Origin of the sequence: Vibrio sp. LB10LO1, assembly GCF_010092875.1 — a bacterium.
In the GTDB taxonomy this organism is placed as follows: domain Bacteria; phylum Pseudomonadota; class Gammaproteobacteria; order Enterobacterales; family Vibrionaceae; genus Vibrio; species Vibrio campbellii.
Genome location: NZ_JAADJW010000020.1, coordinates 19,188 through 43,999 on the forward strand (window position 1 = coordinate 19,188; position 24,812 = coordinate 43,999).

At 46.6% G+C, this 24,812-nt stretch carries 30 protein-coding genes; 19 read left to right on the forward strand and 11 right to left on the reverse strand.

Annotated features, from left to right (window positions below; translation table 11 throughout):
• Window position 1 precedes the first annotated feature (1 nt).
• From arcA to GXP65_RS15255, 6 genes are all read left to right on the forward strand, one after another.
• Complete coding sequence (gene arcA / locus GXP65_RS15230) at window positions 2-1,222, forward strand: arginine deiminase (protein ID WP_005432859.1); 1,221 nt, start codon at window positions 2-4, stop codon at window positions 1,220-1,222.
• Window positions 1,223-1,379: 157 nt separating this feature from the next.
• The gene (locus tag GXP65_RS15235; protein WP_162093170.1) at window positions 1,380-2,384 is read left to right on the forward strand and encodes an ornithine carbamoyltransferase; all 1,005 of its coding nucleotides are present in this window, start codon (window positions 1,380-1,382) and stop codon (window positions 2,382-2,384) included.
• Window positions 2,385-2,453: 69 nt separating this feature from the next.
• Window positions 2,454-2,579, forward strand: a complete 126-nt coding sequence (locus GXP65_RS25485; RefSeq protein ID WP_005432831.1) for a hypothetical protein — start codon at window positions 2,454-2,456, stop codon at window positions 2,577-2,579.
• An 89-nt stretch (window positions 2,580-2,668) separates the two neighbouring features.
• Window positions 2,669-3,598, forward strand: a complete 930-nt coding sequence (gene pyrB, locus GXP65_RS15245; RefSeq protein WP_005441998.1) for an aspartate carbamoyltransferase — start codon at window positions 2,669-2,671, stop codon at window positions 3,596-3,598.
• 17 nt (window positions 3,599-3,615) lie between these two features.
• On the forward strand, window positions 3,616-4,077 hold the full coding sequence (gene pyrI, locus GXP65_RS15250; RefSeq protein WP_005432849.1) for an aspartate carbamoyltransferase regulatory subunit: 462 nt from the start codon (window positions 3,616-3,618) through the stop codon (window positions 4,075-4,077).
• A 165-nt stretch (window positions 4,078-4,242) separates the two neighbouring features.
• Complete coding sequence (locus GXP65_RS15255) at window positions 4,243-4,632, forward strand: RidA family protein (RefSeq protein WP_005432832.1); 390 nt, start codon at window positions 4,243-4,245, stop codon at window positions 4,630-4,632.
• An 86-nt stretch (window positions 4,633-4,718) separates the two neighbouring features.
• Here the strand turns inward: GXP65_RS15255 and GXP65_RS15260 are convergent, their stop codons facing one another.
• From GXP65_RS15260 to mlaF, 8 genes are all read right to left on the reverse strand, one after another.
• A complete protein-coding gene (locus tag GXP65_RS15260; protein ID WP_038891164.1) occupies window positions 4,719-5,444 on the reverse strand; it encodes a 1-acylglycerol-3-phosphate O-acyltransferase in 726 nt (241 codons plus the stop codon).
• Between the two features lie 147 nt (window positions 5,445-5,591).
• Entirely contained in the window at window positions 5,592-6,857 is a 1,266-nt protein-coding gene (gene murA, locus GXP65_RS15265; protein ID WP_162093171.1) for a UDP-N-acetylglucosamine 1-carboxyvinyltransferase, read from the reverse strand.
• A 9-nt stretch (window positions 6,858-6,866) separates the two neighbouring features.
• Window positions 6,867-7,121, reverse strand: coding sequence for a BolA family iron metabolism protein IbaG (ibaG, locus tag GXP65_RS15270; RefSeq protein ID WP_005432865.1), 255 nt, complete (start codon window positions 7,119-7,121; stop codon window positions 6,867-6,869).
• 3 nt (window positions 7,122-7,124) lie between these two features.
• On the reverse strand, window positions 7,125-7,445 hold the full coding sequence (locus GXP65_RS15275) for a lipid asymmetry maintenance protein MlaB (protein ID WP_045420996.1): 321 nt from the start codon (window positions 7,443-7,445) through the stop codon (window positions 7,125-7,127).
• Window positions 7,445-8,083, reverse strand: a complete 639-nt coding sequence (mlaC, locus tag GXP65_RS15280) for a phospholipid-binding protein MlaC (RefSeq protein WP_038891161.1) — start codon at window positions 8,081-8,083, stop codon at window positions 7,445-7,447. Before mlaC ends, GXP65_RS15275 begins: the two co-directional genes overlap by 1 nt.
• Window positions 8,084-8,086: 3 nt before the next feature.
• Entirely contained in the window at window positions 8,087-8,584 is a 498-nt protein-coding gene (gene mlaD / locus GXP65_RS15285; RefSeq protein ID WP_005432853.1) for an outer membrane lipid asymmetry maintenance protein MlaD, read from the reverse strand.
• Window positions 8,585-8,586: 2 nt separating this feature from the next.
• On the reverse strand, window positions 8,587-9,378 hold the full coding sequence (mlaE, locus tag GXP65_RS15290) for a lipid asymmetry maintenance ABC transporter permease subunit MlaE (RefSeq protein ID WP_005535409.1): 792 nt from the start codon (window positions 9,376-9,378) through the stop codon (window positions 8,587-8,589).
• Window positions 9,368-10,171, reverse strand: a complete 804-nt coding sequence (gene mlaF, locus GXP65_RS15295; protein ID WP_005535411.1) for a phospholipid ABC transporter ATP-binding protein MlaF — start codon at window positions 10,169-10,171, stop codon at window positions 9,368-9,370. The genes mlaE and mlaF overlap by 11 nt, the downstream gene beginning before the upstream one ends.
• A gap of 399 nt (window positions 10,172-10,570) precedes the next feature.
• Here mlaF and GXP65_RS15300 point away from each other — a divergent pair, with 399 nt between their 5' ends.
• From GXP65_RS15300 to mgtE, 11 genes are all read left to right on the forward strand, one after another.
• Window positions 10,571-11,536 carry a calcium/sodium antiporter gene (locus GXP65_RS15300; protein ID WP_038891160.1) on the forward strand — a complete coding sequence of 322 codons (966 nt, stop codon included), beginning with the start codon at window positions 10,571-10,573 and terminating at the stop codon, window positions 11,534-11,536.
• A gap of 35 nt (window positions 11,537-11,571) precedes the next feature.
• Window positions 11,572-12,543 (forward strand): arabinose-5-phosphate isomerase KdsD, encoded by a 972-nt coding sequence (kdsD, locus tag GXP65_RS15305; RefSeq protein WP_045367607.1) that lies wholly within the window; start codon window positions 11,572-11,574, stop codon window positions 12,541-12,543.
• A gap of 90 nt (window positions 12,544-12,633) precedes the next feature.
• Complete coding sequence (gene lptC / locus GXP65_RS15310; protein WP_005432835.1) at window positions 12,634-13,197, forward strand: LPS export ABC transporter periplasmic protein LptC; 564 nt, start codon at window positions 12,634-12,636, stop codon at window positions 13,195-13,197.
• A complete protein-coding gene (gene lptA / locus GXP65_RS15315) occupies window positions 13,178-13,672 on the forward strand; it encodes a lipopolysaccharide transport periplasmic protein LptA (RefSeq protein WP_005432860.1) in 495 nt (164 codons plus the stop codon). The genes lptC and lptA overlap by 20 nt, the downstream gene beginning before the upstream one ends.
• A gap of 1 nt (window position 13,673) precedes the next feature.
• A complete protein-coding gene (gene lptB, locus GXP65_RS15320; RefSeq protein WP_005432855.1) occupies window positions 13,674-14,399 on the forward strand; it encodes an LPS export ABC transporter ATP-binding protein in 726 nt (241 codons plus the stop codon).
• A 50-nt stretch (window positions 14,400-14,449) separates the two neighbouring features.
• Window positions 14,450-15,925, forward strand: coding sequence for an RNA polymerase factor sigma-54 (locus tag GXP65_RS15325; protein WP_005432834.1), 1,476 nt, complete (start codon window positions 14,450-14,452; stop codon window positions 15,923-15,925).
• A 23-nt stretch (window positions 15,926-15,948) separates the two neighbouring features.
• The gene (gene hpf / locus GXP65_RS15330) at window positions 15,949-16,236 is read left to right on the forward strand and encodes a ribosome hibernation promoting factor (RefSeq protein WP_005432838.1); all 288 of its coding nucleotides are present in this window, start codon (window positions 15,949-15,951) and stop codon (window positions 16,234-16,236) included.
• 2 nt (window positions 16,237-16,238) lie between these two features.
• Window positions 16,239-16,685, forward strand: a complete 447-nt coding sequence (gene ptsN, locus GXP65_RS15335) for a PTS IIA-like nitrogen regulatory protein PtsN (RefSeq protein WP_005432846.1) — start codon at window positions 16,239-16,241, stop codon at window positions 16,683-16,685.
• A 14-nt stretch (window positions 16,686-16,699) separates the two neighbouring features.
• Window positions 16,700-17,563, forward strand: a complete 864-nt coding sequence (gene rapZ / locus GXP65_RS15340; RefSeq protein ID WP_045403515.1) for an RNase adapter RapZ — start codon at window positions 16,700-16,702, stop codon at window positions 17,561-17,563.
• 2 nt (window positions 17,564-17,565) lie between these two features.
• Complete coding sequence (locus tag GXP65_RS15345) at window positions 17,566-17,841, forward strand: HPr family phosphocarrier protein (protein WP_005442213.1); 276 nt, start codon at window positions 17,566-17,568, stop codon at window positions 17,839-17,841.
• A gap of 166 nt (window positions 17,842-18,007) precedes the next feature.
• Window positions 18,008-19,363 carry a magnesium transporter gene (gene mgtE, locus GXP65_RS15350; protein ID WP_010450444.1) on the forward strand — a complete coding sequence of 452 codons (1,356 nt, stop codon included), beginning with the start codon at window positions 18,008-18,010 and terminating at the stop codon, window positions 19,361-19,363.
• An 83-nt stretch (window positions 19,364-19,446) separates the two neighbouring features.
• On the opposite strand, the gene pmbA is transcribed toward mgtE, so the two are convergent.
• On the reverse strand, window positions 19,447-20,790 hold the full coding sequence (pmbA, locus tag GXP65_RS15355) for a metalloprotease PmbA (RefSeq protein WP_010450446.1): 1,344 nt from the start codon (window positions 20,788-20,790) through the stop codon (window positions 19,447-19,449).
• Window positions 20,791-20,900: 110 nt separating this feature from the next.
• On the opposite strand from pmbA, the gene yjgA reads away from it, so the two are divergent.
• Window positions 20,901-21,425: a ribosome biogenesis factor YjgA gene (gene yjgA / locus GXP65_RS15360; protein ID WP_010450448.1), complete on the forward strand. Its 525-nt coding sequence runs from the start codon at window positions 20,901-20,903 to the stop codon at window positions 21,423-21,425.
• A gap of 65 nt (window positions 21,426-21,490) precedes the next feature.
• On the opposite strand, the gene GXP65_RS15365 is transcribed toward yjgA, so the two are convergent.
• Together GXP65_RS15365 and rluA are read right to left on the reverse strand one after the other, a co-directional pair.
• Window positions 21,491-22,453: a D-2-hydroxyacid dehydrogenase gene (locus tag GXP65_RS15365; RefSeq protein ID WP_162093172.1), complete on the reverse strand. Its 963-nt coding sequence runs from the start codon at window positions 22,451-22,453 to the stop codon at window positions 21,491-21,493.
• 32 nt (window positions 22,454-22,485) lie between these two features.
• Window positions 22,486-23,238 carry a bifunctional tRNA pseudouridine(32) synthase/23S rRNA pseudouridine(746) synthase RluA gene (gene rluA / locus GXP65_RS15370; RefSeq protein WP_045403521.1) on the reverse strand — a complete coding sequence of 251 codons (753 nt, stop codon included), beginning with the start codon at window positions 23,236-23,238 and terminating at the stop codon, window positions 22,486-22,488.
• A gap of 239 nt (window positions 23,239-23,477) precedes the next feature.
• Between rluA and GXP65_RS15375 the strand changes: the two genes are divergently transcribed.
• Window positions 23,478-24,743 (forward strand): divalent metal cation transporter, encoded by a 1,266-nt coding sequence (locus GXP65_RS15375; protein ID WP_162093173.1) that lies wholly within the window; start codon window positions 23,478-23,480, stop codon window positions 24,741-24,743.
• Window positions 24,744-24,812 lie beyond the last annotated feature (69 nt).

A 24,812-nucleotide genomic window follows, 5' to 3' on the forward strand; every position in this document is an offset into this window, starting at 1 on the left:
AATGAGTAAGCTGTACGTTGGATCAGAAGTTGGTCAACTAAGACGAGTTCTATTAAACCGCCCAGAGCGCGCCCTCACCCACCTAACGCCATCGAACTGCCATGAGCTACTGTTTGATGACGTATTGGCGGTAGAAGCAGCAGGTGAAGAACACGACGCATTTGCGCGCACACTGCGTGAACAAGATGTCGAAGTGCTACTGCTTCATGATCTACTGGTTGAAACCCTTGCGGTTCCAGAAGCAAAACAATGGTTGTTGAACACTCAGATCTCTGACTTCCGTTACGGTCCGACTTTCGCTCGTGATTTACGTCAGTACTTCGCGGAGATGGACGATGAGCACTTAGCAAGCATTCTCCTTGGCGGCTTGGCTTACTCGGAACTGCCAATCAAATCTTCATCAATGTTGCCGAAGATGAAACGACCACTGGATTTTGTGATCGAGCCTCTGCCTAATCACCTCTTTACCCGTGATACATCATGCTGGGTATACGGCGGCGTTTCTCTTAACCCAATGATGATGCCTGCACGTCAACGCGAAACCAACCATCTGCGCGCGATTTACCGCTGGCACCCAACCTTTGCGGGTCAAGACTTCATTAACTACTTTGGTGATGAAGACCAACACTACGACAATGCCAACGTAGAAGGCGGTGATGTACTGGTTATCGGTAAAGGTGCCGTTCTGATTGGTATGTCTGAGCGTACAACACCACAAGGTGTAGAAAACTTAGCAGCAAGCCTGTTTAAATCTGGTCAGGCGAAAGAAGTGATTGCTATCGACCTACCAAAACACCGCTCGTGCATGCACCTTGATACGGTCATGACGCACATGGATGTAGACACTTTCTCGGTATACCCAGAGATCATGCGTAAAGACCTAGACACATGGCGCCTAACACCTAAAGGCAACGGTGAAATGCATGTCGAAGCGTCACACAACTATCTGCACGCCATTGAATCGGCACTTGGCTTAGACCAGTTGAAGATCATCACAACGGGTGGTGACAGCTACGAAGCTGAGCGAGAGCAATGGAACGATGCCAACAACGTACTGACAGTGAAACCCGGTGTTGTGATTGGCTACGAGCGTAACGTCTACACTAACGAGAAGTACGACAAAGCTGGCATTGAAGTCCTGACTATTCCGGGTAACGAGCTTGGTCGCGGTCGTGGTGGTGCACGCTGTATGAGCTGCCCAATCGAACGTGACGATATTTGAGAAACCTCTCCCACCAAATAAAACCAATTGAGACTAAGGTTGATGTGAATGCATCAACCTTTTTTTGTTTTTAATTAAAATAATTATTCACAATAAAAGCATTTATATGTTTTAATGCTTTTATTCTTTATCAACCAAACGACCTAAGGGACGAGCTATGGCTTTCAATCTACGTAATCGCAACTTTTTGAAGCTATTGGACTTCTCAACCAAAGAAATCCAGTTTTTGCTCGAACTGTCTGCAGAGCTAAAAAAAGCTAAATATGCAGGAACAGAGCAGAAGAAACTTCAAGGTAAAAATATCGCACTAATCTTTGAGAAATCTTCTACTCGTACCCGATGTGCGTTTGAAGTCGCGGCCTTTGACCAAGGCGCTCAAGTCTCTTACATCGGTCCTTCTGGCTCGCAGATCGGTCATAAGGAGTCAATGAAAGACACCGCTCGCGTTCTTGGTCGTATGTACGATGGCATCGAATACCGTGGCTTTGGTCAATCGATCGTTGAAGAGCTTGGTACTTATGCTGGTGTACCTGTCTGGAACGGTTTAACGGATGAGTTCCACCCGACCCAAATCCTTGCAGACTTCCTGACCATGCAAGAGCACGGACGTGGGAAACAACTGCATGAAATGACGTTTGCTTACCTTGGTGATGCTCGCAATAACATGGGTAATTCACTCATGGTTGGCGCAGCAAAAATGGGCATGGACATCCGCCTTGTAGCGCCAGAAGCGTTCTGGCCAGAAGAAGCATTAGTGGCAACTTGCCAAGAAATTGCCCAACAAACCGGCGCGAAAATCACGCTAACGGAAAACGTTGAAGAAGGCGTTAAAGGCTGTGACTTCCTATACACCGACGTTTGGGTCTCGATGGGTGAGTCTGCAGAGGCTTGGGATGAGCGTGTTGCGCTGATGACACCTTACCAAATCAATATGGATGTGATTAAGCAAACGGGTAACCCTCATGTGAAGTTCATGCACTGCCTGCCAGCCTTCCACAACGATGAAACAACCGTGGGTAAAGAGGTCGCGGAGAAATACGGTATGAAAGGGCTTGAAGTCACCGAAGAGGTGTTTGAATCTGAATACTCTATCGTATTCGACGAAGCCGAGAACCGCATGCACACGATTAAAGCGGTGATGGTGGCAACCTTAGGCAGCTAAACCAAAGCATTAAAAATGGTAACAAAAACCATGATGTAATCGCTTGCGCTCACGAAAGTTAAGCGTATAATGCTCGGCAATTTGTCTGAGGATTACGAAATGACCACGCCGATTGCTGACGTAAAAACGCGATTTGCTCTAGCTAAGCGACTACGCTTACGTGCTGTTATTTTCGTTAATTCTATTGAATTTTAAAACCTCCCCAATTGGGGAGGTTTTTTTATGTCCGAAATTCCATCAGGGTAATTTTGGGGATAGTCACCACTGTTATAGGGAAGAAGATCATGGCGAACTCGCTTTACCAGAAGCACATCATCTCTATTCCAGAGCTTTCACGTGAAGAACTGGAACTGATTGTAGAAACTGCAGGTCAGCTAAAAAAAGAACCTCGTCCAGAACTGATTAAAAACAAGGTTGTAGCGAGCTGTTTCTTTGAGCCATCCACGCGTACTCGTCTGTCGTTCGAGACAGCAATTCAACGTATCGGTGGTGATGTTATTGGCTTTGATAACGGTGGTAACACCTCTCTGGCGAAAAAAGGCGAGACGCTGTCTGACTCAGTTCAAGTTATCTCTTCTTACGTCGATGCATTCGTAATGCGCCACCCTCAAGAAGGCGCAGCGCGCTTAGCCTCTGAGTTTTCTAACGGCGTACCCGTTATCAACGCAGGTGATGGCGCAAACCAACACCCAACGCAAACGCTACTCGACCTGTACACCATCGCGGAAACACAAGGTCGTCTAGACAACCTGAACGTTGCATTCGTTGGTGACCTAAAATACGGCCGCACTGTACACTCATTGACGCAAGCATTGGCGAAGTTCAATAACATCCGCTTCTTCTTCGTTGCACCAGAAGCCCTTGCGATGCCAGACTACCTATGCGAAGAGCTCGATGAAGCTGGCATTCAATACAGCCTACACACAGACATGGAAAGCGTGATTCCTGAGCTAGACATTCTGTACATGACTCGCGTACAGAAAGAGCGCTTTGATGAATCTGAATACGCACACATCAAGTCAGCTTACATCCTAACAGCGGCACTACTAGAAGGCGCGCGTGAGAACTTGAAAGTACTGCACCCACTGCCTCGTGTGGATGAAATCACCACAGACGTCGACGTCACACCGCACGCTTACTACTTCCAACAAGCAGAAAACGGCGTTTACGCGCGCCAAGCATTGTTGGCACTGGTTCTTAACGAAACACTGTAATCGAGGGAGAAAATCACATGGCTAAAGAAACTCAATTGCAGGTAGAAGCAATCAAAAACGGCACCGTAATCGACCACATTCCAGCACAAATTGGTATTAAGGTGCTGAAGCTGTTCGATATGCACAACTCTTCTCAACGCGTAACCATCGGTCTGAACCTGCCTTCGTCTGCACTCGGTCATAAAGACTTGCTGAAGATTGAGAACGTGTTCATCAACGAAGAGCAGGCAAGCAAGCTCGCGCTTTACGCACCACATGCGACCGTAAACCAAATCGAAAACTACGAAGTAGTGAAGAAGTTGGCGCTGGAGTTACCAGAGAAAGTTAACAACGTGTTTGAATGTCCGAACAGCAACTGTATTACACACAACGAGCCGGTTGCGAGCAGCTTCCAAGTGTTCGAGAAGAAGGAAGAAATCCGTCTGAAGTGTAAATACTGTGAGAAAGTCTTCGCGCGTGAGATCGTGACTGAGCGTTAATTTCCCGCTTCGAATCTTGCTAACGATAAATTAACTGATACCCCGCTAATGCGGGGTATTTTGCTCTTTACGTGCTTCATGTTTAAAGGCAAACTGATTCTTCTTAAGAACGCTCAAGATGCTTGAGTAAACTCTTTATTCCCCTAAACAGATGGAACAATTCAAATGACGAAAGTACTTCACACTGAGTCTGCACCAGCAGCAATCGGTCCTTACGTTCAAGGCGTAGATCTAGGCAACATGGTTCTAACTTCTGGCCAAATCCCAGTAAATCCAGCGACAGGTGAAGTGTCTGCAGACATCGCAGAGCAAGCTCGTCAATCTCTAGAGAACGTAAAAGCTGTTGTTGAAGCATCAGGCCTTAAAGTGACTGACATCGTTAAAATGACAGTATTCGTGAAAGACCTAAACGACTTCGGTACAGTAAACGAAGTTTACGGTAAGTTCTTCGATGAGCACGAAGTAGCAAACTACCCTGCACGTTCTTGTGTAGAAGTCGCTCGTCTGCCTAAAGATGTTGGCATCGAGATTGAAGCAATCGCAGTTCGCAAATAATTGCGCAGGCTGACAAACATAAAAAAACGGGTAGCTCAGGCTACCCGTTTTTTTATTGTCTTTTGGCGATGATGTCGCAGTAAAACTTAAGCTGCGTTGCGCTGTTTTACTTCTTCATCTAAGGCTTCTAGTTTTGCTTTCATCTCTTCACGACAAACATTCGCTAGCTCACGTACGCCTTCTTTGCCGTAACCTTCTGTGCTCACAGGAGGCAGCATCTCAATGATCACGTGACCATTGTTCCAGCGGTTCAGTTTGATGTGGTCAGTAGAGCTACACACGATTGGAATGATTGGCACTTCTGCACCGATAGCGGCATGGAAAGCGCCCGTTTTAAATGGCAGTAAACCACGGCCACGTGAACGTGTACCTTCAGGGAACATCCACACTGAAACATCACTATTTTTAATGCTGTCTACGACTTGGTCGATAGTGCCTTTTGCTTTAGAGCGGTTTGCACGGTCAATCAAAATGTTACCTGTTAGCCAGTAAAGCTGACCAAACAACGGCATCCACGCTAGACTCTTCTTACCTACTGTTACGACCTTGGGTGTAACCGCTGAAGAGACAGTGAAAAGGTCCCAGTTGTTCTGGTGGTTAGCAATGTAAACATGCTGACCACGAGAGTACGCATCTTCCGGAATACGCAGCTCTAGCTTGATACCAAACACACGCGACATTTTGCCGAATAGACGACCGAAGGTGAAAACGTGCTTAGGGTTTCGAGGGCTTAGTAGGCAGTAACCGCAACCACCAATAAACATCACAATTGCGAAAATTGCGACAGCAAATACACGTAACAGTGCAATCATTGTTGTTCTCCAGGAACCGGCTTTGCGCCAGCTACAGCTATTATTGTCTCTTTGAACATAGTCATGGACTATGACAGAAAGCGCGATATAAAAAAGCCGAAACCTGAGTTTCGGCTCTCTTCATATCTAGGTCAACTGCGGTGCAGTTTAACCTGCCTCACTCACGCGCTCAATATTTGCGCCAAGTGCAGACAGTTTATTTTCGATTTTGTCGTAACCGCGGTCGATATGGTAGATACGGTCAACGATGGTTTCGCCTTTTGCGATACAACCTGCAATCACCAAACTTGCCGAAGCTCGTAGGTCGGTTGCCATCACTTGTGCGCCACTTAGAGAATCTACGTCACCACAGATAACCGTGTTACCTTCGATTTCCGCTTTCGCGCCCATGCGCATCAATTCTGGTACGTGCATGAAACGGTTTTCGAAGATCGTTTCCGTGATCACGCCGCCGCCTTTCGCCATCATGTTCAATAGCGTGAATTGCGCCTGCATGTCAGTAGGAAAGCCTGGGTGCGGAGCAGTGCGGATGCTTACCGCTTTCAGCTCACGGTCAGTCATATCAACAGAAATCCAGTCTTCACCAGTTTCTACTAATGCGCCCGCCTCTTCTAGCTTCGCCAATACCGCTTCTAGAAGGTGTGCATTGGTGTTGCGACATACTACTTTGCCGCCAGAAACCGCTGCTGCAACTAGGAAGGTACCTGTCTCAATACGGTCAGCCACAACGTTGTGCTTACCGCCACCTAAACGCTCAACACCCTCGATAGTGATAGTATCAGTACCTGCACCAGAGATTTTCGCGCCAAGTGTGTTTAGGAAGTCCGCCGTATCAACGATTTCAGGCTCGCGCGCTGCGTTGTCTAGTGTTGTCGCGCCTTCAGCAAGCGCTGCTGCACACATGATAGTGATCGTTGCACCAACACTCACTTTGTCCATCACAATGTGCGCGCCTTTTAGGCGGCCATCAACTTCTGCTTTCACGTAACCATCTTCTAGTGTGATGGTTGCGCCAAGCTGTTCTAGACCAGTAATGTGTAAATCAACAGGGCGAGCACCGATAGCACAGCCGCCAGGTAGAGAAACCTGACCTTGGCCAAAACGCGCAACAAGAGGACCAAGCGCCCAAATAGATGCACGCATGGTTTTTACTAAATCGTAAGGAGCACAGTATTCGTTGATACTGCTTGGATCGACATGAACGGAACCATTACGGCTTACCTTTGCGCCAAGACGCTTAAGCAGTTCCATGGTGGTGTCGATATCACGAAGGTGTGGCACATTCGCCACTTCTACAGGCTCTTCCGCCAAGATAGACGCAAATAAAATCGGTAGTGCTGCGTTTTTTGCACCTGAAATGGTCACTTCACCAACCAGTGGTTTATCTGACCCAATAACTCGAAACTTTTCCATCAATAAACCTTAAAGCGACATTAGCTTCTTATCACGAGCCCACTCTTCTGGAGTGAACGCTTTGATCGATAACGCGTGAATGTCGTTACGCTGGATGTAATCCATCAGAGGACCGTAAATTAACTGCTGCTTCTTAACGCGGCTCATTCCATCGAAACAAGCATCAACAGCAACCACCTCATAGTGGCTACCTTCACCTTTTACATGCACTTCTTGAAGGTTTAGTGCTTCTTCTAGTAACTGTTGTACTTTTGCGCTATCCACAATTTACCCCTGATAATTCTGTATATGTTTGGCCACTAAAGATTCAACATTGCTCAATTGAAACAAAGTGCGCAATTGCGCTGGCACGAAACTGAGCATTATATGACAGTTTTGTTTTTTTGCATGCTCTAATAAGTGGATTAACATCACCATTCCCGCAGAGTCAATGCGTTCAATCTCTTCTAACGAGCATTCTAGCTCGGTTTGAGAAGGTTGCCATTTCTGTGCCACCGCCCACAATGCTGGCACTGAATCACGATCCAGCGCCCCTGTAAGCTTAAGAATGTCTGCTTGTAATTGCCACTGAGAATGAGACTGCGCCATTACTTTGCCGCCTCGAAACGAATTGGCTGTGCTGCCAGTTTCTCTAAATCTTTCGCGACCGCTAGAATGCCTTCTTGGCGAATCTGAGTATTCCACTCTGATTGCTTGCTTGATAGTAGGCTGATGCCTTCTGCAACCATGTCGAATGCTAACCATTCACCTGTTTTCTTATCTTTACGCAGCTTAAACTCAAGTTTGATGTTTGGACGCGGTGCGTCGATGATATCAACTTTGATGCTCGTAATGCGTTTAGAAGGATCCAGCTTTGGCTCAGGGCCAAATTCAATTTGTTGATCCGAGTATTGCGTTAACACTTGCGCATATGAGGTCACCAAATAAGCACGGAATGCTGTGATGAACTCACCCACATCTTCACGCTTCGCACCTTTTAAGTTTGGACCAAGCAGTTTCAATGCCGCATAGCGATCGTTAACGTAAGGCATCAGCTCTTCTTCAACGATGGTCTTAAGCAAATTTGGATCTTGCTTAATTTGTGGCTGTTCAGCTTTCAAACGATCAAATGTCACTTCCGCAACTTGTCTCATCATTTGATAAGGCTGAGTTTTATCCACTTCTGCAGCCACTGCACCAAAAGCAGTAAACACTGCTACGAATGAAAGTAATAGTCTCGAAAGCATGGGTTATTCCTTACTTGTATCACCAGAATCGCCTGAACCACCAATGCTGTATAGTACTTGACCGATAAGGTCTTCCAGTACTAATGCAGATTTGGTGTCTTCGATGGTGTCACCATCAACAAGCATTTCTTCATCGTCAAAAACAAAGCCCGGTACCAAGCCAATGTACTGTTCACCAATCAATCCCGATGTCAAAATTTGCACACTAGAGGTTTCTGGGAACTGGTTGTATTGGCTGTTAATCGACAAGCTAACTACTGGTAATAGGCTATCAGGGTTAAGTGTAATGCTACTTACACGACCGATAACAACGCCGCCAACTTTCACTGGAGAGCGAACTTTCAAACTACCAATATTGTCGAACTCGGCTTTCAAGGTGTAAGTATTGCCAGAGCCAATGCTTTTTACGTCAGCAACCTGAAAAATCATCACAAGAATCGCGCAAATTCCTGCTAATACAAAGCTGCCAACCCATAATTCTGTTTTACGTGTTTGTTGCATGATTAATTCCCAAACATCAATGCGGTCAGTACAAAGTCTAGTCCCAGTACTGCTAAAGAAGAATGCACAACAGTGCGCGTCGTTGCTCGGCTGATCCCTTCCGAAGTAGGAATAGCGTCATAGCCATTAAATAGAGCGATCCAAGTAACGGTAATCGCAAACACGATACATTTGATCATGCTGTTACCGATGTCTTGGCCTAATTCAACCGAAGATTGCATTGCAGCCCAGAAGCTGCCGTGGTCTACGCCTTTCCAATCCACGCCAACAAGCTGTGCGCCCCAAATACCCACAGCCATGAAGATCATCGCGAGTAGCGGCATTGAAATAGCACCCGCCCAAAAACGTGGTGCAATAACACGTTTTAGCGGATCCACAGCCATCATTTCTAAGCTTGAAAGCTGCTCTGTGGCTTTCATCAATCCGATTTCTGCTGTCAGCGCAGAACCAGCACGACCAGCAAACAATAACGCAGTTACTACTGGTCCCAACTCACGTAGTAGCGAAAGAGCGACCATTTGACCAAGGCTGCCTTCTGCCCCGTAATCCACCAGCACGACATAACCTTGCAAGCTAAGCACCATACCGATGAACAAACCAGAAACGACAATGATCGCTAGCGATTGAACGCCTACGGAATACAGCTGCTTAATCAGTAAAGGAAGGTTTTTGATTGGCTGTGGTCGAGTCACTAACGCACCAACGAGCATCAATGTTGCGCGACCAAACGCCTCACAAATAGCCAATGTGCGTCTGCCTAGTGAAGCGACAAATTGAATAAAGCTATCGACCATCAAATAAATCCTTTTCGATACTTTGAGCTGGGAAACGGAACGGTACTGGTCCATCCGCTTCTCCTTGTAAGAATTGCTGAACGCGAGGGTCTTGATTGTCTCTCAGTTCTTGAGGGGTACCAAAGGCAATCACTTTGCCATCAGCCATCAAGTAAACCCAATCCGCAATACTCATCACTTCTGGCACATCATGAGAAACGACGATAGAAGTCACGCCTAATGCTCGGTTAAGGTTACTGATCAACTCAACCAACACACCCATGGTAATTGGGTCCTGCCCCACAAACGGCTCGTCGTACATGATGAGGTCTGGATCAAGCGCAATCGCTCGAGCCAGTGCAGCACGACGAGCCATACCACCTGACAGTTCACTTGGCATAAGCTCTGCCGCACCACGAAGGCCTACCGCTTCAAGCTTTAGCAGCACCATGGTGCGGATGAGTTCTTCGGAAAGCTCGGTGTGTTCACGTAAAGGAAACGCCACATTATCGAACACATTCAGGTCGGTAAATAGCGCCCCTGACTGGAACAACATGCTCATTTTTTTACGTGCGTGATACAGTTTTTTGCGTGACAACGCAGGAATGTTGTCACCATCAAACCAAATCTCACCCTGTTCAGGGTATATCTGACCGCCAATCAGGCGCAGCAGTGTCGTTTTACCGATACCCGACGGTCCCATAATGGCCGTCACCTTCCCTTTTGGTACGTGCAAGTCAATACCATCAAAGATCTTGCGCTCGCCGCGTGAAAAGGTGAGATTGTTAACGGTAACTAAATCGTTGTTCGACATACTATCTCTTCTACTATTTGTGAGCGGTTCTCACAGAGTTGTAATCCAACTCAACCCCGATTGTTTTCAAGATATTACGTCGAGAATATCCTAAAGTGACTTCGGTACACTTATTAGGCTGCAATCATAAGCACATTGAACGTTAATTAAAAGCACTGTTCAATTAAATAGAGCCGACGAAATTCAAGCAAATCTTCATAAAATATGACGAAATGAAAGGAAGGTGTTTACATCTCACTCCAGATTAACCGCATTAAGAACGACGATTGAATGAGCAACAATTAAACACAATTTCGTTACTAACCTTTAATTTATTTGTTGTTTATCTTCCATTTTTGGCCGCAAAAGGTCAAAATTAGCGGTTACTCATTTCACTTATTTTATTACTTAGGAATCATCATGCTCGAAGCCGTAGCATTGCTTATCGTCGGTCTTGTCTTACTTGTTTGGAGTGCAGATAAACTTGTTTTTGGCTCTGCTGCTCTGGCCCGCAACGTCGGTATTTCACCTCTAGTGATCGGTATGACCATTCTTGCAATGGGCTCATCTGCACCAGAGATGATGGTTTCGGCAACCGCTGCATGGGATGGCAAAACCGATACCGCGGTTGGCAACGTGCTCGGTTCCAACATTGCTAATATTGCTTTGATCCTAGGTATTACTGCGATCATCAAACCACTTTCTATCAGCTCTGCCGTGATTCGCCGCGAACTGCCTTTGATGATAGCAGTTACTGTACTTGCTGGTATTTTACTGTGGGATAGCCACTTAGGCTTCTATGAAGGTATCTTGCTGTTTATTTTGTTCGGTGGATTCCTATTTGCCATGCTGCAAATTAGCCGTAAAGAGCAGAAAGCTGGTGATGCGTTTGTGGATGAGCAAGAATCTGAAGTCCCAGAAGGCGTAACTAACCCGAAAGCAATCATGTGGGTTGTGATTGGCTTGATACTGCTTCCTTTGGCAGCAAGCATGCTGGTAGATAATGCCGTCATTATTGCGAAACACTTTGGCATGAGTGACCTAGTGATTGGCCTTACTATTATTGCTATCGGCACTAGCCTTCCAGAACTCGCTGCATCTCTTGCTGGCGTTCTAAAAGGCGAAGACGACATGGCCGTAGGTAACATCATCGGCTCAAACGTATTCAACATTCTTGCGGTTATGGGTCTACCTGGCATCATCAATCCATCGATGCTGAGCGAATACGCTATGGGTCGTGATTTCTGGGTGATGCTAGGGGTTTCTCTCCTTCTTGTGGCAATGTGTCTTGGTAAGTCACGCAGTATCAACCGCCTTGAAGGTGGTATCCTGTTTGTGTGTTTCTTAGGTTACCAAGTGTACCTATTCGCAAACATGGCCGCTTAATAACATAATAAGTAAAGACAAATTGGAGCACTGATATGTCCACTCAATTTGATTTTCGCGCTGCAGCTAAACAAGTTCTTGATATTGAGGTCTCAGCTTTACAACAGCTAGACCAATACTTTGACGCGCAGTTTGAACAAGCTTGCGAATTGATTCTTTCCAATAACGGCAAAGTTGTCGTAATGGGCATGGGCAAATCAGGTCATATCGGCAACAAAATTGCTGCGACCCTTGCGAGCACTGGTACTTCAGCATTTTTCGTTCACCCTGGCGAAGCTGCACATGGTGACCTAGGCATGATCAGCGCGGGTGATATTGTTATTGCGATTTCAAACTCGGGAGAGTCTCATGAGATTTTGTCTCTATTCCCAGTTTTGAAACGCCTGAACATCAAAATCATCAGTATGACAGGCAAGCCAGAATCAAATATGGCAAAGCTGTCCGATCTGCATTTGCAAATTACAGTCCCTAAAGAAGCTTGTCCGCTGGGCCTTGCTCCAACAAGCAGCACAACGGCGACATTAGTAATGGGCGATGCCCTTGCAGTTGCGCTATTGCAAGCTCGTGGCTTCTCAGCGGAAGACTTTGCGTTATCACACCCTGGTGGTGCGCTGGGAAGAAAATTGCTGCTTAAGCTGTCTGATATAATGCACTTCGGTAATGCACTACCAAAAGTATCACCTGATGCGCTTATTCGTGACGCCTTGCTCGAGATTTCTGAAAAAGGCTTGGGCATGACAGCCATCGTCGATGAGCACGATGCTATGCTTGGTATATTCACCGATGGCGATTTACGTCGTACTTTGGATAAGCGCATTGATATCCACACCACAGCAATTGGTGAAGTGATGACGCAAAACCCAACTACAGCACATCCGGAGATGTTAGCGGTAGAAGGTTTGAATCTAATGCAAGACAAGAACATCAATGCTCTGATCTTGTGCGATAACAATAAGATTGTTGGCGCACTGAATATGCATGATTTATTGAAAGCTGGCGTGATGTAGTATTGCATCACCCAAAAGACTTAACGATTGATTTAACAGATTAAGGCAATGGTCAGGGAAGTACTGAGCTAAGATAAAGGCCTTTATTTTATGAGTTTTACTCGCCTTATTTATTTGCTCTTGATCTTTGTTGTCGCGTGGTGCGGTTATTACCTCATGACACCAAAAGGCAATGAAGATATTCAAGTAGCACCAAATTTAGAACTGCCTATGTTCAGTGGTACTGGACTAGAAAACATCACTTATGGTGAAGATGGTGTCCGCAGTTACATCATCCGTTCCACTAACTTGGATCACTATGCCAAGAGTGGAGACACGATTTTTAAGAGCCCAACACTGATGGTTTACCGTGAAGGTAGCGTCGTTGAGTGGAAAGTCACTGCGACAAGAGCAGTACTTGATGAAGACCAGATTCTGACCTTGTACGACAAAGTACTGATGCAGAATCTATTGCCTGGCGCGAGTTTCGATACCATGGCGACAGATAAATTGGTCATCAATCTCACCAATCGTGATTTTAAAGCCGATCAACAAGTAATGTTGGTTGGACCGCAATTTGAAACTACCGGAGGCGCAATGCAGGGCAACTTGAAAGCTCACACTGCGACTCTGACAGATGAAGTTCAAGGTCGATATGAAACCGTTACACCTTAGCCTATTGGCATTGGTTTTAGCAGCGCCGCAAGCGTTAGCACTTAAGTCGGATACTCAACAACCGGTTTACATCAATTCAGACACCCAACAGGTGGACATGAAGAGTAACCAGGTCATCTTTAAAGGTGATGTATCGCTTAAGCAAGGTAGCATCAATATCGATGCTGATAGAATCGTTGTGACTCGCGATCCTAAGACCGAGTCTATCAAGCAGATCCAAGCATTTGGTAAGCCTGCTACGTTTTCTCAGTTGATGGACGATGGCAAAACGCTAAGCGGCCAAGCAACTGAGTTAGACTACCGCATCTCTACTGATGAATTGACCATGAAAGGTCAAGCGCAACTGGCACAAGACGGCAATACCATCAAAGGTTCGTCGATTCGTTACCAAATTGGTCAACAGAAGCTAGTCGCCGACAGCTCGAAGGATGAGCGCGTAACCACCATCCTGCAACCGAATCAAATCGAGAACTAATATGGCAGTACTGAGTGCAAAGAACCTTGCGAAAAGCTACAAAAAGCGCAAGGTAGTTACCGATGTAAGTCTCGAAGTAGAATCTGGCCAAATCGTTGGTCTATTGGGTCCAAATGGTGCGGGTAAAACCACTTCGTTTTACATGATCGTAGGTTTGGTTCCGCGTGATGAAGGTACCATCACCATCGACAACCAAGACATCAGTATTTTACCGATGCACAGTCGCTCTCGCTTGGGTATCGGCTACCTGCCGCAAGAAGCGTCGATCTTCCGTAAGCTATCTGTTGAAGACAACATCATGGCGGTTCTCGAGACTCGCCAAGAACTGACTCGCGAAGAACGCCAAGACAAACTGGAAGATTTGTTGGAAGAATTCCACATACAGCACATACGCACCAGTGCGGGTATGGCACTATCAGGTGGTGAACGCCGCCGTGTAGAAATTGCTCGTGCATTGGCAGCAAACCCTCAGTTCATTTTGTTGGATGAACCGTTCGCGGGTGTTGACCCAATTTCGGTTAACGACATCAAAAAAATCATTGAACACTTGCGCGATCGCGGCCTTGGCGTGTTAATCACAGACCATAACGTACGCGAAACCTTGGACGTTTGTGAAAAAGCCTATATCGTAAGTCAAGGACACCTCATCGCATCGGGAACTCCGGATGAAGTTCTCAATAACGAGCAAGTGAAACAAGTTTATCTCGGCGAACAATTCCGTCTATGATTACATTAGGAACGGTAAGATTCTGAGCATTACAAGGTAAGTAACACTGAATGAAACCTTCATTACAACTCAAGCTAGGTCAACAGTTAGCCATGACGCCACAGCTGCAGCAAGCGATTCGTTTGTTGCAATTGTCGACGCTCGATCTTCAACAAGAAATCCAAGAAGCGTTGGACTCCAACCCGCTACTGGAAGTTGAAGAAGGCCACGATGAGCCTCAAGCAAACGGTGAAGACAAATCAGCGTCTGAATCTGCTGATAACAGTGCGAACGAAGCTAACGATGCCTCAGAACCCGACCTTCCAGACAGCTCAGACGTGATTGAAAAATCTGAAATCAGCTCTGAGCTAGAAATCGATACCACTTGGGATGACGTATACAGCGCAAACACGGGCAGCACAGGCCTAGCGCTGGATGATGACATGCCCGTCTACCAAGGTGAGACCACTGAATCACTGCACGATTACCTCATGTGGCAGTTAGATTTAACGCCTTTCAGTGAAACCGACCGCACTATTGCCCTCGCGATCATTGATGCGATCGACGACTACGGCTACCTAACCCTTTCTCCTGAAGAAATTCACGAGAGCTTCGACAACGAAGAAGTGGAATTGGATGAAGTAGAAGCGGTACGTAAACGTATTCAGCAATTTGACCCGCTTGGTGTAGCCTCTCGCAACCTACAAGAGTGCCTACTGCTGCAACTAGCAACTTTCCCTGAAGACACGCCGTGGCTTGCTGAGGCGAAAATGGTGTTGAGCGATCACATCGACCACCTTGGCAATCGTGACTACAAGCTGGTCATCAAAGAGACTAAGCTTAAAGAAGCGGACTTGCGTGAAGTATTGAAGTTGATTCAACAACTTGACCCACGTCCAGGTAGTCGTATCACACCCGATGACACTGAATACGTCATTCCGGATGTGTCCGTATTTAAAGATCATGGTAAGTGGACCGTCTCCATAAACCCTGACAGCATTCCGAAACTAAAAGTAAATCAACAATATGCGCAACTAGGCAAAGGCAACAGTGCGGATAGCCAGTACATTCGCAGCAATTTGCAAGAGGCAAAATGGCTGATTAAGAGCCTAGAAAGCAGAAACGAGACGCTTCTCAAAGTTGCAAGATGTATTGTTGAACATCAACAAGATTTCTTCGAGTATGGTGAAGAAGCCATGAAACCAATGGTGCTAAACGACGTAGCATTGGATGTGGACATGCATGAATCGACAATTTCTCGTGTAACAACACAGAAGTTTATGCATACCCCACGTGGCATTTTTGAATTGAAGTACTTCTTCTCTAGCCATGTTAGTACAGACAATGGTGGAGAGTGTTCGTCCACAGCAATTCGCGCACTCATCAAAAAGTTGGTCGCAGCGGAGAATACCGCTAAGCCACTGAGTGATAGCAAAATTGCTGCTCTTCTGGCTGACCAGGGGATTCAAGTCGCGAGACGTACGATAGCGAAATATCGTGAATCCTTGGGTATCGCCCCTTCGAGTCAGCGCAAACGCCTACTTTAGGCACCAACTGAAAAGGAAAGTCTATGCAAATCAATATTCAAGGCCATCACGTTGATCTTACCGATTCAATGCAAGACTATGTTCAATCTAAGTTTCAGAAGCTCGAAAGGTTCTTCGACCACATTAACCAAGTCCAAGTCGTACTAAAAGTTGAAAAACTCAACCAAATAGCGGAAGCTACGCTCCACATCAATCAAGGCGAAATCCACGCGTCATCGAACGACGAAAGTATGTATGCAGCAATTGATTCGCTGGTGGATAAATTAGTTCGTCAACTTAATAAGCACAAAGAAAAACTAAACAGTCATTAATCATGCAACTGAGCGAAATACTGTCACTGGACTGCACCAAAAGTGCAGTCCATTGTACAAGTAAGAAACGTGCCCTAGAAATGATCAGCCAAATTGTCGCTGAAAACACGGGCCAAGATTCTACAGAACTGTTTGAGTGTATGCTCAGCAGAGAAAAAATGGGTAGTACTGGTATCGGCAACGGTATTGCTATCCCTCACGCAAGAATGCAATCAAGCGACAAAGCCATCGCGGTGTTACTTCAGTGTGACGAAGCGATTGAATTTGACGCCATCGACAACAGACCTGTCGACCTTCTTTTTGCTCTCCTTGTACCTGAAGAACAGTGCAAAGAGCACCTCAAAACACTATCCTCTATGGCAGAGCGTCTAAGCGACAAGCAAGTGCTTAAAAGCTTACGTAACGCTCAGAGCGATGAAGAGCTCTACGACATTATGATTCATAAGTAATCAGGACGATCACCATGCGATTAATCGTTGTTAGCGGGCACTCTGGTGCCGGGAAAAGTGTTGCCCTGCGCGTACTTGAGGACTTAGGTTACTACTGCGTAGACAACCTACCGGTAAACTTACTTGACGCGTTTGTTCAGTCAGTCTCTGAGAGCAAACAAAACGTCGCAGTAAGCATCGATATTCGAAATATCCCTAAGAAGCTCAAAGAACTGAATACCACGCTAGAGAAGCTAAAGGCTGAACTGGATGTGACAGTACTGTTCTTAGACGCGAATAAAGAAACGCTTCTCACCCGCTACAGCGAAACACGTCGGATTCATCCGCTATCACTTGGCAGTCAGTCATTATCACTTGATCAGGCGATTGAGCTTGAACAAGAGATCTTAATGCCTCTGAAAGCACACGCAGACTTAGTTCTGAACAGTAGCGGTCAATCTCTGCATGATCTCAGTGAAACAGTACGTATGCGTGTGGAAGGCCGAGAACGCAAAGACTTAGTCATGGTGTTTGAGTCGTTTGGTTTCAAATATGGATTACCATCTGATGCCGATTACGTGTTTGATGTGCGTTTCTTGCCAAACCCACACTGGGAGCCAGCACTGCGCCCTCTCACTGGTTTAGATGGCCCGATCGGCGCCTTCTTAGAACAACACCAGTCTGTACTTGATCTTAAATACCAAATTGAGAGTTTCATTGAGACTTGGTTACCACTGCTAGAGAAAAACAACCGCAGCTACCTAACAGTTGCGATTGGCTGTACTGGTGGTAAACATCGCTCAGTGTACTTAACTCAAAAAATTGGTGAGTTCTTTGCGGACAAAGGACACCAAGTACAAATTCGCCACACTTCATTGGAAAAGAACGTTAAGGAATAATGGTGGAAATAAGTCGTAAAGTATTGATCCAAAACCGCTTAGGCTTGCACGCCCGTGCTGCGGTTAAACTGGTAGAACTGGCGCAAAGCTTCGATGCAGTAATCACCATTGACAACGAAGAAGACAAAACCGCGACCGCAGACAGCGTCATGGGGTTGTTGATGCTGGAATCCGCCCAAGGACAATACGTGACTATCCACGCTACTGGCGATCAATCTGAGCAAGCCCTTGATGCGGTTTGTCATTTGATTGAAGATAAGTTTGATGAAGGCGAGTGATTCACTCGCTTTTTTATTATCTCTAGCCAGATATCCCACATAACTTTCACCTCCTGCTTAAATTCCGATAAATAATTTTGTCGACTTTCATAAGTTGTTATTAAAAGGTGCCTAGAATTAAGTTATTATTCAAAGCATTGTAAATATCAGGAATTGGGAGGAATGAATGGCAGAGCAAATAGAATTCGATCAAGCTCACCAAGCCCTCCAAGAAGTCACTGAAGCGCTGGAAAACGGCCGCTTCGTCCATGTTCGTCGCCAACTTCAGGACATGGAGCCTGAGGATATTGCCCACCTTTTAGAAGCCTCCCCGCGTAAAAGTCGTGAGGTTCTTTGGCAACTTACCGACCCAGAAGATTACGGTGAGATTCTTGACGAGCTAAACGAAGACGTCAAAGACAGTCTTGTGTCCAAAATGGCTCCTGAAGCGCTTGCAGAAGCGACGGAAGGCATGGACACCGATGACGTGGCTTACGTACTGCGTAGCTTGCCTGACGACGTCTCACGCGAAGTTCTTTCCCAGATGGACTCTGCCGATCGTCTGCGCGTGGAAACCGCCCTATCCTACCCTGAGGATACCGCTGGTGGACTGATGAACACCGACGTAATCACCATTCGTGGTGACGTTGATGTGGATGTAGTCCTGCGTTATTTGCGTATGAAAGGCGAACTGCCTGAAGCAACTGACGCACTATACGTGATTGATGATGAGAGCAAACTGATTGGTGAACTACCGATCACGACGCTGATCACCACGCAACCTGATGTCAAAGTCAGTGAGGTGATGGAAGATGCGGATGATGCGATTACTGTTGATACTAGCGACTCTGACGTAGCAAGCCTGTTTGAACGTCGTAACTGGGTATCTGCTCCGGTTGTGGATGAAAATCAGCACCTCGTTGGTCGTATCACCATCGATGACGTGGTCGACGTTATCCGTGAAGATGCCGAACACTCAATGATGAGTATGGCGGGTATGGATGACGACGAAGATACCTTCGCGCCTGTGGTAAAGTCTGCTCGTAAACGTAGTATTTGGCTTGGTGCCAACGTACTTGCTGCACTGGCCGCTGCTTCTGTCTCCAACATGTTTGAAGCGACTCTAGACCAAATGGCTGCGATTGCTGTCCTAATGACGATTGTGCCTTCAATGGGTGGTGTAGCAGGTAACCAAACCGTTGCACTTGTAATCCGTGGCTTAGCGCTCGGTCATATCGGTGATTCGAACAAACGCGAGCTGTTGATGAAAGAAGCGGCTATCGGCTTGCTAAACGGCATCATGTGGGCGCTGATCATCGGTGGTATCGTAGTAGCTTGGAAAGGTAACTGGATGCTTGGCGGGATTATCTCCGCAGCCATGCTGACCAACCTACTGGTTGCAGGTGTTGCCGGTGTTACCATCCCAATCCTACTGAAGAAAATGAACATCGACCCAGCACTCGCTGGCGGCATGGCGTTGACGACGGTGACTGATGTGATTGGTCTATCTGTCTTCCTTGGTCTCGCGACCTTGATGATTTAGCCTCAGTAATGACCAGTAGGTAACGAATAATAAAAAAGCCTGATGAACACATCAGGCTTTTTCGTATCTAGCGGTTAGTGAGTTTACTCACCAGCAACCTTCATGGTATCCAACAAGATAGAACCCGTTTGGATTTGTGAGCGTGTTTCTACGTCGCTACCCACAGCCACAATCTGATTGAACATATCTTTCAAGTTACCCGCGATAGTAATTTCAGATACTGGGTATTGGATTTCACCGTTTTCTACCCAGAAACCTGCTGCACCGCGAGAGTAATCGCCCGTGACAACGTTTACGCCTTGACCCATGGTTTCTGTTACCAGTAGACCGGTGCCCAGCTCTTTCAGCATTTGCTCGAAGTTTTGACCTGTCGACTTCACGTACCAGTTGTGGATTCCACCAGCGTGACCCGTTGGGTCCATCTTCATCTTGCGAGCGGCATAGCTGGTTAGCAAGTAAGTAGCTAAAACACCATCGGTGATGATTTCACGATCTTGCGTGTAAACGCCTTCGCTATCAAATGGGCTTGAAGCCAAACCACGTAATACGTGTGGACGCTCAGAAATGTTGAACCACTCCGGCAATACTTGCTTACCAAGATGATCCAATAGGAAAGAAGACTTACGGTATAGGTTGCCACCGCTGATTGCCATCACTAGGTGACCAATCAAGCCTGTTGCTACATCCGCAGCAAACATTACCGGGTATTTGCCTGTCTTAAGCTTTTGCGCATCAAGGCGGCTGATGGTTTTCTCTGCAGCGTTGCGACCAACAGTTTCTGGTGTCCAAAGATCATCACGATGACGCGCAACGGTGTAGCTGTAATCGCGTTCCATCTCACCGTTTTGACCCACACCAATCACACAACAGCTGGTGCTATGGCGGCTGGATGCGTAGCTGGCTAACAAGCCATGACTATTACCATACACTTTTACGCCGTAGTGGCTATCGTAGCTTGCACCATCGCTTTGCTTAATCGCATCGCTGTAGTTCAACGCTTCTTTTTCAGCAGCAATCGCGACTTGCGCTGCGTAGTCTGGATCAGGCGCATCTGGGTGGAAAAGGTCTAAGTCTGGTACCTCTTTCACCATGTATTCTTTTGGAGCAGGACCTGCGAATGGGTCTTCTGATGTGTATTGAGCAATGTCTAGTGCTGCTAAGACCGTTTGCTCGATAGCAGCTTCACTCAAGTCAGATGTGGAAGCACTGCCTTTGCGTTGACCACGGTAGACGGTGATACCCAGTGCGCCATCGCTATTGAATTCAACGTTTTCCACGTCACCCATGCGAGTGGAAACACTCAAACCTGTGCTCTTGGTGATTGCGACTTCAGCGGCATCAGACTTCGCCGCAGCGATTTCTAGTGCACGTGAAACGGCTTGTTCTAGCTCGGTACGTTGCTCAGCAACCTGCTGTTTAATATCCATTGTCTTTCACATCATGTATTCGATGCACAATAGAATAACAAGAATTTCGCTTTCTCCCCACGATTCTTGTTAAAATAGTCATAATATTAATCAAAACACAGGCAACTGAAATGGCACGTAAGAATCAAAAAGCGCCATGGGAACCAGAAGAAGAGATCATCTGGGTAAGTAAATCCGAGATGAAGCGAGACATGGAAGAGCTGCAAAAGCTAGGTGAAGAGCTTGTAGGCCTAAAGCCAGCTGTTCTAGATAAGTTTCCATTGAGCGAAGACCTACGAGAAGCGGTTGCTGATGCACAACGCTTTAAAAACGAAGCGCGTCGTCGTCAGCTACAACGTATTGGTAAGCTAATGCGTTACGAAGATCCAGAACCAATCCAAGCGGCACTGGATAAAATCCGCAACAAGCACTCACAAGCGACTGCTGCTCTGCACAAGCTAGAAGCGCTGCGTGATCGCGTTGTGGAAGAAGGCGATAAAGCGATTGATGACGTAATGGAACTGTACCCAGAAGCGGATCGTCAACGTTTACGTCAACTTGCTCGCCAAGCAGCGAAAGAGAAGAAAGCCGGTAAACCAGCAAAATCTTACCGTGAAATCTTCCAAATTCTTAAAGCGTTTGAAGAAGAAATGTAATTCAACGCTTAAGAACGTAAAAAGCAGACCTTTGTGTCTGCTTTTTTCATGCCTATTTTCTGCTATTACGCCAAGCGATTGAGACTTTCACCGCGCTCAAAGGCGTTAATATTCTCAATCAAGATCTCAGCCAAACGCTGAATCGATGAGTCACTGCCCCAGGCAACGTGTGGCGTCAGCAATAGATTCGGCAAGTGCATATTGGCAATCAGCGGATTACTCTCATTGGCGGGCTCCTGTGTAAAAACATCAACCCCGGCACCAGCAATCGCACCTTGCTTTAAGCCGTCCACTAAAGCTTTTTCATCCACCAAGCCACCACGTCCGGTATTAATCAAAATCGATGTAGGCTTCATCAACTTGAGTTCCGCCTCACCAATCAAATTACGTGTTTCATCATTCAGTGGACAATGCAGTGTGATGGCGTCCGCTTGCTCAAGAACCTCAGCAAAAGAAACATAACCTTCTCGGCACTCCATTACGCCTTTTCGCTCCGCAAACACCACGTTCATCCCTAACGCTTGTGCCAGTTTTGCTGTTGCTTGACCTAATGCGCCGCTGCCAACCACACCCAAAGTGCTACCTGCCACATCGCCAATCGGATGCGTAAAGAAACAGAACTGTTTATTGCGTTGCCACTCGCCCGCTGCGATATCTTGGTGATAACCAAACAAGTTACGACGCAAAGCAAACAGCATCGCGATAACGTGTTCTGGCACAGAGCGAGTCGCATAGCCACGCACGTTCGCGACCGCAACATTGTGCTCAGCGCAATAGTTGATATCGACGTTGTTGAACCCCGTGGCCGCCACGGCAATCATCTTGAGATTAGGAAGCTGAGATAGAACAGCTTGGTCGAGCACCACTTTGTTGCTGATCACGATATCCGCATCAGTGAGACGCTCAATCACTTGCTCTGGAGAAGTCAGATCGTATTCCACCCAATCATGGGCAAAGCTCGGGCGGGGCACCTGAATTTGAACGGGGATGGTCGCGCGGTCGAGGAAGACCACTTTAGGCAGTGACATAACAACTCCTTGTTCACTGCCTAAAGATGAATTTATGGACGTGGCAGTGTTTTGTAATCTGGTAATTTACGCTCTGGGTCGAAATAGTCAAAGATCATCGCTTCCGCTTCCGGGTAAAAATCACAAGGGACAAAAATGCTGCGCAGCCAATGGCATTTCGGATGGTAAAAGCTCAACTCAGCGGCGTGCAGTTCTAGGCGCTCAGAGAAGGCTTTCGCTTCTTCAGTTGCGTAAAACTCATCGCCCACAATCGGGTGACCTAATGCTTGCATGTGGACACGCAATTGGTGTGAGCGACCAGTGATAGGCAGTAAGCGCACAATTGTCGTCTTGGAGCCATCAGGATGTTCTTCTCGCTTCGCTACTTGGAAAAGCGTTTTAGAAGGTTTGCCATCTTCAAAACACACTTTCTGCAACGGACGATTAGGCCAATCACAAATCAGCGGCAGGTCAATCTCACCCTCTTCTTGCTCTATATGACCCCAAACGCGCGCGTAGTAAATCTTATGCGTCAATCGGTATTGAAACTGTTTCTTTAACGCGCTTTCTGCACGTTTGTTCTTCGCCAGTACCATCAAACCGGAAGTGCACATATCTAAGCGATGCACGACTTGAATATCTGGATACTGCTCAGTGAGTCGACTCCACATACTGTCATAGTGCTCAGCGAGACGCCCCGGCACAGAGAGCAAACCCGATGGCTTGTTTACCGCCAAAATTTGCTCATCTTCAAAAACGACATCAATCCAAGGGTCGGTTGGTGGATTGTACTCAAGCATTGCCATTGGCAGGATCTCTACAGAATAAAAACGCGCTGATTATACCCAAGAGATGCAAAGATGCATGCAGAAAAATCGCTTAAATCCTGCCTCTTTTTACCATCGATATAACTTTTAGAAACAACAAAACAGCCAAGTCAATAACGAAGAGAAAAATAAAAAAAATCACTTCGTAAATATAAATTGACAAGCTGAGCGGTAATGTTATTTATAAGCACTAGTTGACACAAAAAGGACAATAATAAATGGAATCCGCAGTATCCGATCAACCCCAATCCAAAGTCTCGCAATTCTTCCGCTCCCTTGGCCCTGGTATTCTTATGGCCTCAGCTGCCGTCGGCGGCTCTCACCTTGTCGCATCGACCAAAGCTGGAGCTATCTACGGCTGGCAACTCGCGGTGCTTATCCTGCTGGTAAACCTTTTTAAATACCCATTCTTCCGAGCAGGCGTGCAGTACACCATGGGTACAGGCAAAACCTTGGTTGAAGGCTACGCTAAGCTTGGTCGCCCATACTTATGGCTGTTCTTGTTTCTCAGCTCAGTTTCTGCGGTGATTAATACAGCAGCCCTTCTAATGTTCAGTGCGAGCTTGTTGGGTTACTTCATTCCATTTTCATTGTCGATGGCGTCACTCAGTATCATTGTATTGGTCACGTGCTTGGTGATCCTATTTGCTGGTCATTACAAAGCGCTGGATACGCTCTCGAAAGTCATCATGACCGTACTGACCATTGCGACATTACTAGCAGTAGCGATTGCGTTTGGTAATCCGGTAGAACCCGTTGCGAACTTTGAATCTCCTTCTCCGTGGTCAATTGCAGCAATCGGCTTTATCGTCGTGACCATGGGCTGGATGCCAGCACCAATCGAGATCTCTTGTTTAACGTCTGCTTGGCTAAAGCGCCAAACTAGCCAACAAGAAGTCACCGCAAAATCTGCTTTGTTTGATTTTAACGTCGGCTACATTGGCACAGCGGTATTGGCTTTAGTATTTGTATCGCTAGGTGCGTTGATGCTACACGGCTCAGGCATCGAGCTTAAAAGCTCTGGCGTGGGCTTCTCCCACCAGCTAGTCGGCTTGTACGCTGCGACTATTGGTGAGTGGTCACGCTACCTAATTGCGGTGATTGCGTTCTTCTGCATCTTCGGCAGTACAATTACGGTGATTGATGGCTACTCTCGTGTGATTTCAGACTCTCAACGTCTACTACGCTCACAACCAGAGACTAACCCAAAAGCCACGTCAGCGATCATGCTTACGGTATCGGTCTTGGCATTAGGTATTGTGGTGTTCTGGGCGTCAGCACTACTACCAATGCTGAACTTTGCTATGGTACTGGCGTTTATGACGACACCGTTCTTCGCGCTACTGAACTACATTCTGGTGAGCAAAACCGACTTACCTAAGCCATTAGCGCTGGGTCGTAAATTGAAGTGGTTGTCGATTGCTGGCTTGATTTACTTATTCGGCTTCTTAGCGCTGTTTATTTGGTGGAAGTGGCTAATGTAATTAGCTACAAACGATTAACCGAACCGCTGAGATAAACCAAGCTCAGATAAAGAAAAAGGTCTTCAACTG

Excerpts from the sequence above, each read along its gene's own strand:
- murA (WP_162093171.1), bottom strand. The coding sequence starts at position 6,857 with ATGGAAAAGTTTCGAGTTATTGGGTCAGATAAACCACTGGTTGGTGAA.
- GXP65_RS15365 (WP_162093172.1), bottom strand. The coding sequence starts at position 22,453 with ATGTCACTGCCTAAAGTGGTCTTCCTCGACCGCGCGACCATCCCCGTT.
- mlaD (WP_005432853.1), bottom strand. The coding sequence starts at position 8,584 with ATGCAACAAACACGTAAAACAGAATTATGGGTTGGCAGCTTTGTATTA.
- mgtE (WP_010450444.1), top strand. The coding sequence starts at position 18,008 with ATGGCAGAGCAAATAGAATTCGATCAAGCTCACCAAGCCCTCCAAGAA.
- pyrB (WP_005441998.1), top strand. The coding sequence starts at position 2,669 with ATGGCGAACTCGCTTTACCAGAAGCACATCATCTCTATTCCAGAGCTT.
- rapZ (WP_045403515.1), top strand. The coding sequence starts at position 16,700 with ATGCGATTAATCGTTGTTAGCGGGCACTCTGGTGCCGGGAAAAGTGTT.
- yjgA (WP_010450448.1), top strand. The coding sequence starts at position 20,901 with ATGGCACGTAAGAATCAAAAAGCGCCATGGGAACCAGAAGAAGAGATC.
- lptB (WP_005432855.1), top strand. The coding sequence starts at position 13,674 with ATGGCAGTACTGAGTGCAAAGAACCTTGCGAAAAGCTACAAAAAGCGC.
- mlaF (WP_005535411.1), bottom strand. The coding sequence starts at position 10,171 with ATGTCGAACAACGATTTAGTTACCGTTAACAATCTCACCTTTTCACGC.
- pyrI (WP_005432849.1), top strand. The coding sequence starts at position 3,616 with ATGGCTAAAGAAACTCAATTGCAGGTAGAAGCAATCAAAAACGGCACC.
- mlaC (WP_038891161.1), bottom strand. The coding sequence starts at position 8,083 with ATGCTTTCGAGACTATTACTTTCATTCGTAGCAGTGTTTACTGCTTTT.
- GXP65_RS15375 (WP_162093173.1), top strand. The coding sequence starts at position 23,478 with ATGGAATCCGCAGTATCCGATCAACCCCAATCCAAAGTCTCGCAATTC.
- GXP65_RS15260 (WP_038891164.1), bottom strand. The coding sequence starts at position 5,444 with ATGATTGCACTGTTACGTGTATTTGCTGTCGCAATTTTCGCAATTGTG.
- arcA (WP_005432859.1), top strand. The coding sequence starts at position 2 with ATGAGTAAGCTGTACGTTGGATCAGAAGTTGGTCAACTAAGACGAGTT.
- lptA (WP_005432860.1), top strand. The coding sequence starts at position 13,178 with ATGAAACCGTTACACCTTAGCCTATTGGCATTGGTTTTAGCAGCGCCG.
- GXP65_RS15325 (WP_005432834.1), top strand. The coding sequence starts at position 14,450 with ATGAAACCTTCATTACAACTCAAGCTAGGTCAACAGTTAGCCATGACG.
- rluA (WP_045403521.1), bottom strand. The coding sequence starts at position 23,238 with ATGGCAATGCTTGAGTACAATCCACCAACCGACCCTTGGATTGATGTC.
- GXP65_RS15300 (WP_038891160.1), top strand. The coding sequence starts at position 10,571 with ATGCTCGAAGCCGTAGCATTGCTTATCGTCGGTCTTGTCTTACTTGTT.
- kdsD (WP_045367607.1), top strand. The coding sequence starts at position 11,572 with ATGTCCACTCAATTTGATTTTCGCGCTGCAGCTAAACAAGTTCTTGAT.
- pmbA (WP_010450446.1), bottom strand. The coding sequence starts at position 20,790 with ATGGATATTAAACAGCAGGTTGCTGAGCAACGTACCGAGCTAGAACAA.
- GXP65_RS25485 (WP_005432831.1), top strand. The coding sequence starts at position 2,454 with ATGCTCGGCAATTTGTCTGAGGATTACGAAATGACCACGCCGATTGCT.
- GXP65_RS15255 (WP_005432832.1), top strand. The coding sequence starts at position 4,243 with ATGACGAAAGTACTTCACACTGAGTCTGCACCAGCAGCAATCGGTCCT.
- hpf (WP_005432838.1), top strand. The coding sequence starts at position 15,949 with ATGCAAATCAATATTCAAGGCCATCACGTTGATCTTACCGATTCAATG.
- GXP65_RS15275 (WP_045420996.1), bottom strand. The coding sequence starts at position 7,445 with ATGGCGCAGTCTCATTCTCAGTGGCAATTACAAGCAGACATTCTTAAG.
- GXP65_RS15235 (WP_162093170.1), top strand. The coding sequence starts at position 1,380 with ATGGCTTTCAATCTACGTAATCGCAACTTTTTGAAGCTATTGGACTTC.
- lptC (WP_005432835.1), top strand. The coding sequence starts at position 12,634 with ATGAGTTTTACTCGCCTTATTTATTTGCTCTTGATCTTTGTTGTCGCG.
- mlaE (WP_005535409.1), bottom strand. The coding sequence starts at position 9,378 with ATGGTCGATAGCTTTATTCAATTTGTCGCTTCACTAGGCAGACGCACA.
- ptsN (WP_005432846.1), top strand. The coding sequence starts at position 16,239 with ATGCAACTGAGCGAAATACTGTCACTGGACTGCACCAAAAGTGCAGTC.